We start from the raw sequence: 9652 nt of genomic DNA on the forward strand, positions 1-9652 counted from the left end.
ACGATCACTTCACGAAACGCGTTCCCCACCACATGACCATGATCGACGATTGAGAACTCGACGCCTCACCGCCTACCGTGCACGAGCTCGTTAGGTCTAAAACTGACGGACGTTGTTGACAGGTGGGTCTCCCGTCCCTAGGAGACCCCCATGACTGAACGCGAGCTCGCAAGACGCGCCCGCCATCGGCTCGCAGTGCTGCGTCACGCGGAAGAGGTGAGCGGCAACATCGCCGCCACCTGCCGCTACTACGGCATCAGCCGCCAGTGCTTCTACACCTGGCGCCGACGCTACGAAGCCGAGGGCCTGGACGGCCTCAAGGACCGCTCCAGCGCTCCGCACCCCACTCCGCATGCCACGACCGCCGACGTGGTCGAGAAGATCCTTTAGTTGCGCCAGCAGTACCACTTCGGCCCGGCGAAGATCGCCATGTATCTGCAGCGCTACCACGACGTGAGCATCAGCACGTCGGGCGTCTGGCGGATCCTGAAGAAAGTCGGACTGAACCGCCTGCCGGCCTCGCAGCGCTACAAGCGCCGCTCCATCCGCTGGAAGCGTTACGAGAAGCAGCGCCCGGGCCACCAGCTGCAGGTCGACGTCAAGTTCATCGAGCCGCTGAGCCAGCGCGGACGGAAGAAGCGCCACTACCACCGCCATCGACGACTGCACCCGCCTGAGAGTGCTGCGCGCCTACCCCCGCAACGACCAGAAGACCGCAATCCAGTTCATCGACTACGTCCTGGCCAAGCTCCCGTTCGCGGTTGACCAGGTTCAGACCGACAACGGCCAGGAGTTCGGCCAGACCTTCCACTGGCACCTGCTGGACAAGGGCATCGGACACGTCCGCATCAAGCCCCGCACCCCTCGGCTGAACGGCAAGGTCGAGCGATCCCACCGCATCGACTCGGAGGAGTTCTACCGCCTACTCGAGGGCCAGGTCATCGACGACGTCAACCTCTTCAACAGCAAACTGCAGGAGTGGGAGGACTACTACAACTACCATCGCCCCCACGGCGCCCTCGCTGGCCAAACCCCTTACGAACGCCTACGGCAGAAAGCCCAAGACCCACTGTCATAGGCGTCCGTCAGCTGCACACCTAGGGCGTTTCGTTTGGATAACCGGGCGGACCAGAGGAAGATGCCCGCGATGTGGAGTCCGGCTAGGTAGATGGTGGCGGTCTTCTCGTAGCGGATGGTGATGCCGCGCCACTGCTTGAGTCGGTTGATGCACCGTTCGACGGTGTTGCGCTGCTTGTAGGTCTCGCGGTCGAAGGCCGGTGGCCTGCCGCCTCGGCTGCCCCGGCGGAGTCGGTGTCTGCGCTGGTCTGCGGGGACGGGGATCACTGATCGGATACCGCGTTTGCGCAAGTGCTCGCGGATCGCGCGGGAGGAGTACGCCTAATGGGAGGCGAAGGCCGGCGGGAGTTGGCCTTCGTGGGCGCGAGCCGAGTCTTTGAGTATGCCCGGGCCTGGGAGCCCTGTTGACAAGACGAGGCTGGCTCGTGCCCAGCAGTCCGGGCAGAAGTGCTCGGAAACAGGCGTGGTTCGTTCCGTATGAGCCTCGAAGAAATCCTGTTACTGCGGGACGGTCTGGCTGCGCCTCTTGGCGGGTTGGCTGTTCGTAGTCCGAGCCGGTTGCGCGGATCACCTCTCAGCTCTGCCTTGAGCTTTCAGCTCTGACGCGGACCGAGGGCTGTGTGACTCGCTGGGGTTGCGAACGGCTGGTGGGATGACGTGCCTTGAGCACTTCCATTAGGGAGCACGCGCACCCTGTGCAGGCTCTGACCTGGGAAGAGAGTCGTCACAAAGGAGGACCGCATGGAGATCACCGGGTTACCGACGTCAGTGTTCTGCGGGGTGGACTGGGCCGAAGATCATCACGACATCGCACTGGTCGATGCGGGCGGACAGCAGCTCGCCAAGGTGCGAATCAGCGACGACGCCGCAGGGTTTGCCCAGCTCATTGCCCTGCTGGCCGAGCACGGCGATAACGAGGACACACCCATTCCGGTGGCGATCGAGACCTCACGCGGACTGCTTGTCGCGTGTCTGCGGGCCACCGGCCGACCGGTCTTCGCGATCAATCCGCTGGCGGTCGCCCGCTATCGGGACCGGCACTCCGTCGCCCGAAAGAAGTCGGACGCCGTCGACGCCGCTGCCCTGGCCAGCATCCTGCGAACCGACATGGCCGCCCACCGCCCGCTGCCGGCGGACTCCGAGCTCGTCCAGGCCATCGCCGTGCTCGCCCGGGCCCAGCAGGACGCCGTCTGGGCACGCGGCCAGGCCCACAACAAGCTTCGCTCCCAGCTCAGAGAGTTCTATCCGGCGATCATCGACGCCTTCGCGAGTCACAAGCACGGCCTGTGCTCAAGGGAAGCCCGCAGCATCCTGGCCGCAGCACCAACCCCGACATCGGCTGCAAAGCTGACACGGCGACGCCTGCAGTCGCTGCTCAAGAAGGCCGACCGCACCCGCGGCATCCAGACCGAAGCCGAACGTCTCCACGAGGTCTTCAGCCGCGACTACCTTCACCAGCTCCCGCTGGTCGAAGCAGCCCTCGGCCATCAGACTTCCGCTCTGCTCAGGCAGCTGAACACCGCCTGCGACAACGCCGACCAGCTCGAAGAAGCCGTCACGCAGGCCTTCGAAGAGCATCCGGACGCGCCGGTCATCCGCAGCTTTCCGGGTCTCGCCGCACTGGCAGGCGCCCGAGTCCTGGCGGAGATCGGCGACGACCGGACCCGCTTCGCCACGGCCGGATCCCTCAAGGCCTACGCGGGAAGTGCCCCGGTCACCAGAGCCAGCGGCAAGAGCTGCAAGGTCATGAGCCGGAAGGTCAAAAACCAGCGACTGGCCGCCGTTGGCTACGTCTGGGCCTTCAACTCTCTCACCAAGTCACCAGGCGCCAGAGCCCACTACGACCGCCGCAGAGCAGCCGGCGACCGCCACGTCGCAGCACAGCGAAACCTCTTCAACCGCTTCATGGGCATGCTGTTCCACTGCCTCCAGAACGGTCACACCTACGACGAAGCAGTCGCATTCCCACAGCCCTCAGCAGAGCTCAAAGCAGCGGCGGCTTGACGCTTATCCGCGTGGGATGTCTTGTCGGCCAGGACCAGGTCCGGCCTGGTGCGAGGTCGTCCCCGCCGACGGGGAACGCGTAGGCGGGCCATGACCTCGGTGAAAGCAGGTGCATCACCGGCCTGTCCGGCGGAGAGAACGAACGTGAGAGGTCGGCAGCGGGCATCGGCAGCCAGGTGGATCTTGGTCGTCAGCCCACCGCGGGACCGGCCGATTGCGTGGTCGGCCGGTTCGCCGGCCAGGGCCCCTTTTTGCGGGCCCGGCAGCGTGCTGGTGGGCCCGCACGATCGTGGAGTCGACGGACACGGCCCAGTCGAGGTCCTCATCGGCGTCGGCCTGTGCCATCAGCGCGGTGACCACCCGCTCCCAGGTGCCGTCGACGGCCCACATCCGCAGTCGGTTGTAGACGCCCCGCCAGTTGCCGTACTTGTCCGACAGGTGGACCCACTGCGTTCCGGTCTGGAACTTGAACGCGATCGCGTCGATCACCTCACGATGATCCCGCCAGCGACCACCCCGCTTCGGCGTGCGGTCCGGGAGTAACGGCTCGATCCGCGCCCACTGCGCATCTGTTAACGGCACACCCGGACCAACGACCGACTGATCCAACGAAACTGCCTAGTCGGGGGCAATGGCGACGTGCCCACGTTGGAGTGAATGCTGTGGGCATCCGCCCTGCGACGACAGGGTATGGTCCGTCGTTCACGGTCATGTCGGGGCCGTGTCGTTTGGGAACACGGTCATGTCGGGAGGCCGAGGTGGGGCCGTCGCGGATCGAGCTCTTTGCGGGGCCAAGCGTCTCGCCCCCTCACCGCACAACGCGCGTTGGCGGAGAAGTACGGCACTCACAGACGGATGGTGAGGTAGGCGCTCCAGTCGGCGGTGCCGTCGCTGCGGAAGACGCCCAAGCCCCGATGCCGGTGCTGGACCCAGCGAAGCGGTGGATTGACGCGATGCTCGTGAAGTGGAGGACCAGACCGCCCGGCGCAAGCAGAGGCATACCGCCCGGCGCATCCAGCAGCGGCTGGTTGCTGAGTACGGCTTCAAACAGCGCGTCGTACTCCACCACGATCTGCGACTACGTCCAGATCAGACGGCTACGCCTCGAGGCTGATGTCGACTTCGCCGAGGTCTGGGTGCGGCTGACTGGCACGGCGGCGAAATGCCACTTGCTCACACGTCGGCTATCGGATTCAGGCAAGGCGGTCCACCGGATCTTCGCCTCACAGGCCCAGGAATCCTTCAAGTGAAAGCGGTCACTGACCTGAATCGCTTCGAGGGCGCCGGTGGTGATGCCCTGCCGGTAGGCGAGCGAGCCGTCGCGGCAGGCGACTTCAACACCAGGATGCTCACGGAGCCAGCGGCCGAGCTGTTCTGCGTCGCATGCCTCCCAAAGCGTGAGCGGGAGCTGGGTGGTCTGCTTCGCCGATACCCGCGGCTCCCAGTTAGAGATCGTGCAGAACATCGGCCGCGCGCTGAGGCTCAACAAGGACGGCTCCACCAAGGTCGCCCGCATCTTCGTGCCGGTGTTCCTGGAGCCCGTCGAGGACCCGCAGGACATGGTCGCCTCCGCGAGCTTCAAGCCGCTCGTGGCCGTGCTCCAGGGCCTCCGCTCGCATGATGAGCGCCTGGTCGAGCAGCTCGCGTCCCGCGCGCTCACCAGCGGCAAGCGTAAGGTCCACCTCCAGCGCGATGAGGACGGGCGGATCGTCGGGTCCGGCGGAGAGGGTGACGGCGAGGACCAGGAGCAGGACGCTGCCGAGTCGGCCCTGCTCCACTTCTCCAGCCCGCGCGACGCCGCGACCATCGCCGCCTTCCTGCGCACCCGGGTCTACCGGCCCGAGTCCCTGGTGTGGCTGGAGGGCTACCAGGCCCTGCTCCGGTGGCGGAAGGAGAACGAGATCACCAGCCTCCACGCCGTGCCCTACGACGTGGAGGTCGGGGCGACCAAGGCGTTTCCGCTTGGGCGGTGGGTGCACCAGCAGGGCAAGGCACTGTGGGCCGGGGAGCTGGAAGACCGGCGCAAGGTCTTCCTGGACGCACCGGAGGCCTGGATGGTCTGGGAACCCGGAGAGGAAGCGTGGGAGGCCAAGCTCGCCGCACTCCGGACCTACCGTCGGGCAACCGGGCACCTCGCCCCGCGGCAGGACGCCGTGTGGGGCGAGGGCGAGGCTATGGTGCCCATCGGGCAGCATATGGCCAACCTTCGGCGCGCAAGGGCGGCCTCCGGAAGGACCCGAAGCGGGCGGCGGCGCGCGCAGGAGCTGGCCGCGATCGCCCCGGACTGGAACTGCCCGTGGCGCGACTGGCAGCGCCACTACCGCGTCCTCGCCGACCTCGTCGAAGCCGACGGCCACCTGCCCTACATCGCACGGGGTGACAGCGTAGACCAGAGTACACAGCTCAACTTCGAAGACCCAGAAAGCTTCAAGAATGAGATGTTAATACTCATCGGCTGGTCATAGCGGCAGTTAGTCTGTCTGGGTTGCGTAAGAAGTTGCGACCTAAGGCCCGCGACCTAAGGCCCTCCTGAGAGGAGTGTCAGTGAGCCTCTTTCATCCTGGAGTCCCAGGGGTGAAGATCCAAAACACCACCGCAGGTCAGAGCTACTCAAGGCATCGTGCCGAGCCGAGGATAAAAGAGGCTCAGTGACGGCGGCGGCGGGTTTATTGATGGGAAGCTCTTACGGTTCCGTCTGCCAGCGCATGAAACCGAAGGTCAATGGCTCGCGGGATGGAATATGCAGAGTTTCCCATCAAATTGGAATAACGCAAAAAGCAAGCATGCATCGCTGAATATTGAGGATGAAGTGAAAATTAGATTGTCTCGGAAGGTCGGTATGTCGGCGGCCCTTGCCGTGTCGCTGGCCAGCTCGCTCATGGTGAGCCTGCCGGCCCAAGCCACGGATGATAAGGGCGTGGTTCCGCACGTGAACTCTTCCGTGCCGGTGCCGGAAGGCTTCGATTCCGTCGCGCGGTTAATGGAGATCCAGAACTATCTGGACGGAGTGGCTGATTCCATTGTTGCCGAGTCGGAGAAGTCGGCCACCAGTGGTTACACCTCCATCGAGGTGTCTCCGGAGACCAAGCGGCTCACCCTGAACTGGAAGGGTAATGTTCCGGCCGCTGTTTCCGCCATCATTGCGGGGATGAAGCCGGATTATTCGGCGACGGTGGCGAATGCCGCCTACTCGAAGAGTGACCTGGTCGCCGCCATGGACCGGGTCCGAACGGCCTGGACGGACAGCGAGAAGGTGAAGATCGCTTCTCTCGGCCCTCTCTCGGATGGTAGTGGAATCACGGTTCGGATTGACGGCGACCTCTCCGCGGCCGGCAACTCGAGCGCGATCACCGGTTCAACTGTCCCTGTCACCCTTGAAGCAGGAAAGCGGGGCACATTCACCAGCCGTCAGCTGGACACTGCCCCCTACTACGGCGGAGCCCGCTACGATACGCAAGGCGGCTCGTGCTCTACCGGCTTCGCGGTACACGAGACTAACGGTACTCCCCTCATGCTGTCCGCCGGTCACTGCTTCACGCACGGCGTAGACAAGGGCGTCTTTGTCCCGAAGACCCTCCCGAGCAAGTGGGACCCCGTCACTGGACTCCCCTCAACGCAGACCGCCACCCGGGTAGGCGCCCAGAAGTACACGGTCAACGCTCTCGACAGCTCCATAAACACGATGGGCAACGACACCCGGGCCCGGATCTACCGCGGCGATACCCCATCGACCACATCGAGCCCGGTTAATAAGATGTCGGGAACGTACAAGGGCGACTACATCTGCACCGGCGGTGCCCGCAGCGGGGAACACTGCTGGGGAAAGGTGCATGACGTCGGCCGTGAGGAAAAGATTTCGGATGCCCCAGACCCGTCCGGATGGGTGCTGGACGTGGCTGAGGCATGGAACATTCTTCCCGGCGCAGTGATGGTTGTCGGAGGTGACAGTGGCGGCCCGGTCTACCAGCTGAACCAGTTGGGCGACGGTGTCATCGCCAAGGGCATCATCAGTACGGGATTCTATGAGACGGACTGCACCGGCTACACCCAGACGGATCCGGTCAACTGGCCCGATACCGAATGTCTTTCCATTGTCGGGTTCGTTCCGATCGTCGACAGTCTGAAGGGTTACGGATCGAACATCCACCTTTCCGTAGAGTGAGAACACTCCTTTGTTAGCGGATCGTTCAGGTTTTTGGTCATACTGAACTGAAAATGTTTGCTTGTCTTCTCTGAGATGCATTGCCGCAGATCGAAGCGCTGCAAGAAGTGCGTGAAAATTGGCAGACCTTAAAAGGCCTCGGCCTATGATCTTGTAACACGATCATGAGTAGGCCTTCTTGAGGCGTCGGTAGCAGATGAGGCTGCAGGCGACGAAGATGAAGGCGTCGTTGAGTGCGATGCGGCGTTCCCGTCGGACGGCGAGGCGTTTGAAGTGGTGGAGGATGGCGAAGGGCTGCTCGACGACGTAGCGGAGTTTGCCGATGCCCTTGATGTTGGGTGATCCCTTGCGCGAGATGAGAGGCAGGATCCGACGCTCGCGCAGCGCGTCCCGGTTCGGGTTGGAGTCGTAGCCCTTGCCGCCGAACAGGGCTTCTGGTCGGCGGCGAGCCCCTCCGGGGCGGCCCGCGACAGGCGGGATGCCGTCGACCAGGCGAGCATCTGGGTGACGTCGTTAACGTTGACCGCGGTGTGATGGCTTTTGAGTGGGGTGCCGCGTCCGTCGCAGATCAAGTGGTGCCTTTTCGCCCGGATGTGTGATCCGTCCACGCAGGCCCGGGACCAGTCGAGTTCGCCGGCCGCGTTCAGCTCCGTGAGCAGGACCTGATGCAGCCGGTCGTAAACCCTGCCTCCTACCACCGGTCCAGAGACCGCCAGCACGTCTGCCCCGAGCTGAACACCAGCTCATGCGGCAGGAGTGGCCACGCTATGTCGTTGTAGAGGACGAACAGGATGCCCTGGAGGCAGAGCCGGTCCGGCACCGGCCTCGGCCCGGCGACCGCTCCGGTCAAGGCGGCAGGAGTGGCTCAATCAGCGCCCACACGTCGTCGTCCCGATCCACGGCCGGGTACTCACACCGTCACGAACGGCCGAATCCTCACACCGGTCACGGCCAACCAGTACGTCGAGGCTGCGTCCGCAGGGCGGCGGGACCCAGGACACGCCTGATGAGACGCTGTTCGCGGCGATCGTCTAACGAGTTGGTGCGTGATAGCGGGTGAGGCGTGTTTGGCCTGGTCGTGGCATGTTTTGAGATGTTGGCCGTGCGGTCGGAGACGAGGCTGGCGATGGCGCGGTAGGTGTCGGGCAGGCGGTCGCGGCGGTGGGTCCAGCACCACGAGTGATGCAGGGCCCGCAGTCTCTTTCAGGGCCTCGATGGGCCGGGGTGGGCCTGGCGGTGCCCCGCACCACTGCCCATTAGGGTGGGCCTCCAACAGTTCCTCGATCCGGGCTGCGAGAGGTCCGCGCTGGTCCAGTACGGAGCCGAGGCTGGCGACGAGGTTGGGGATGATCAGTGCGGCGGCGTCGGTGCCGGGAACAACCACGGTCTGCTCGTCGAATGCGGTGAAGATGTCCTCGGCCAGGCGCTCGGCCATCCGCGAGGCCTGCGGCCGCAGCAGTGTGGCGAGTCTGCACCGTCCTGCTTTCCGCAGCTGGGCAGGAGCCGAAGCGTTCGAACAGGGTGAGGACGGCGGGGTGGTCCAGGCGGGCCGATGATCTTCTCCAGCGGCGGATGGATCTGTGTCAGCAGGCCCCGCAGGCGGTTCTTGGTCCGTGTCACCTCGGTGGCCAGGTCATCGTCGAAGCCGGTCAGCATCTCCAGCTCGGCCACGGTCTCGTCGGCCGCCTCGATGGCCCGCAAGGTGTGGGGCATCGAACGGGCCGCGTCCGCGATGGCATACGCCTCGCGGGTGTCGGTCTTGGCCTCGCCGGGGTAGAGATCGGCGATCCGTCGCATCGTCAGCCCCGGCAGATAGGCGACACGGCAGCCCGCACCACGAGCTACTGCCAGAGGCAGGGCGCCTATGGAAGCGGGCTGGTCGATCACCACCAGGACAGGGCGGTGCTTGGCCTGGAGCTTGGCAAGATCTCGCGGAGCTTGAACTCGGTGTTGGGCAGCCGCTTGTCGAAGGTCTTCTTGCCCTCCGGGGTCAGCGCCGTCGCATGGTGTTCGCCTTTGCCGACGTCCAGACCCAGATAGACGTCGATGCCACCTTCACCGGTCACGTGCTTGCTCCCGTGTGCGTGTTCTTCTCGGCCTCACCTGCGGCATCAGCGTGCCGGCATCCACGTTACGAAGAGACTGCTTCTCCCATCCGGGATCGGCGCTCGTGCCCCTAACGAGCTGGTGCGTGATAGCAGGTGAGGCATCGTGGCTGGCAGGTGGCATGATCCGGCTGTGGCGATCAAGGTCAATCGGGCGGTGCTGGCGCATCGGCTGTTCACGGGGGTCTCTCGTCGGCATCTCGCGTGTTTGGTCGATGAGTTGGTGTTGCCGTGGGAGGCTGATCTTGAGGGCCGTCGTCATGCTGCGCGGGGCGGAGTTCGCAAGCGAGCCGCGGGGGCGGGT

At 64.7% G+C, this 9652-nt stretch carries 5 protein-coding genes and 5 pseudogenes; 5 read left to right on the plus strand and 5 right to left on the minus strand.

Annotated elements, in window-relative coordinates:
* Positions 1-150: 150 nt before the first annotated feature.
* Positions 151-1078 (plus strand): annotated as a pseudogene (locus tag ACZ6CZ_RS37135) (IS481 family transposase).
* On the opposite strand, the pseudogene ACZ6CZ_RS37140 reads toward ACZ6CZ_RS37135, so the two are convergent.
* Positions 1036-1398 (minus strand): annotated as a pseudogene (locus ACZ6CZ_RS37140) (transposase); the annotation flags it as partial. The pseudogenes ACZ6CZ_RS37135 and ACZ6CZ_RS37140 overlap by 43 nt on opposite strands.
* Before the next feature lie 420 nt (positions 1399-1818).
* On the opposite strand from ACZ6CZ_RS37140, the gene ACZ6CZ_RS37145 reads away from it, so the two are divergent.
* Complete coding sequence (locus ACZ6CZ_RS37145; RefSeq protein WP_469030379.1) at positions 1819-3081, plus strand: IS110 family RNA-guided transposase; 1263 nt, start codon at positions 1819-1821, stop codon at positions 3079-3081.
* Between the two features lie 20 nt (positions 3082-3101).
* On the opposite strand, the pseudogene ACZ6CZ_RS37150 reads toward ACZ6CZ_RS37145, so the two are convergent.
* Positions 3102-3663, minus strand: a pseudogene (locus ACZ6CZ_RS37150) (IS5 family transposase); the annotation flags it as partial.
* Positions 3664-4159: 496 nt separating this feature from the next.
* Positions 4160-4546, minus strand: coding sequence for a hypothetical protein (locus ACZ6CZ_RS37155; RefSeq protein WP_469030382.1), 387 nt, complete (start codon positions 4544-4546; stop codon positions 4160-4162).
* On the opposite strand from ACZ6CZ_RS37155, the gene ACZ6CZ_RS37160 reads away from it, so the two are divergent.
* Both ACZ6CZ_RS37160 and ACZ6CZ_RS37165 read left to right on the plus strand, forming a co-directional pair.
* Positions 4536-5546 carry a helicase associated domain-containing protein gene (locus ACZ6CZ_RS37160; RefSeq protein WP_469030385.1) on the plus strand — a complete coding sequence of 337 codons (1011 nt, stop codon included), beginning with the start codon at positions 4536-4538 and terminating at the stop codon, positions 5544-5546. The two genes, ACZ6CZ_RS37155 and ACZ6CZ_RS37160, sit on opposite strands and share 11 nt — an antisense overlap.
* 275 nt (positions 5547-5821) lie before the next feature.
* Positions 5822-7243 carry a chymotrypsin family serine protease gene (locus ACZ6CZ_RS37165; RefSeq protein ID WP_469030388.1) on the plus strand — a complete coding sequence of 474 codons (1422 nt, stop codon included), beginning with the start codon at positions 5822-5824 and terminating at the stop codon, positions 7241-7243.
* 691 nt (positions 7244-7934) lie between these two features.
* On the opposite strand, the gene ACZ6CZ_RS37170 is transcribed toward ACZ6CZ_RS37165, so the two are convergent.
* Both ACZ6CZ_RS37170 and ACZ6CZ_RS37175 read right to left on the minus strand, forming a co-directional pair.
* Positions 7935-8093, minus strand: coding sequence for a transposase (locus tag ACZ6CZ_RS37170; RefSeq protein WP_469030391.1), 159 nt, complete (start codon positions 8091-8093; stop codon positions 7935-7937).
* A 243-nt stretch (positions 8094-8336) separates the two neighbouring features.
* Positions 8337-9309 (minus strand): annotated as a pseudogene (locus tag ACZ6CZ_RS37175) (IS110 family transposase); the annotation flags it as partial.
* A 172-nt stretch (positions 9310-9481) separates the two neighbouring features.
* Here ACZ6CZ_RS37175 and ACZ6CZ_RS37180 point away from each other — a divergent pair.
* Positions 9482-9652: pseudogene (locus ACZ6CZ_RS37180) on the plus strand (transposase family protein); the annotation flags it as partial.

The organism is Streptomyces sp. NPDC041135 (assembly GCF_055592085.1).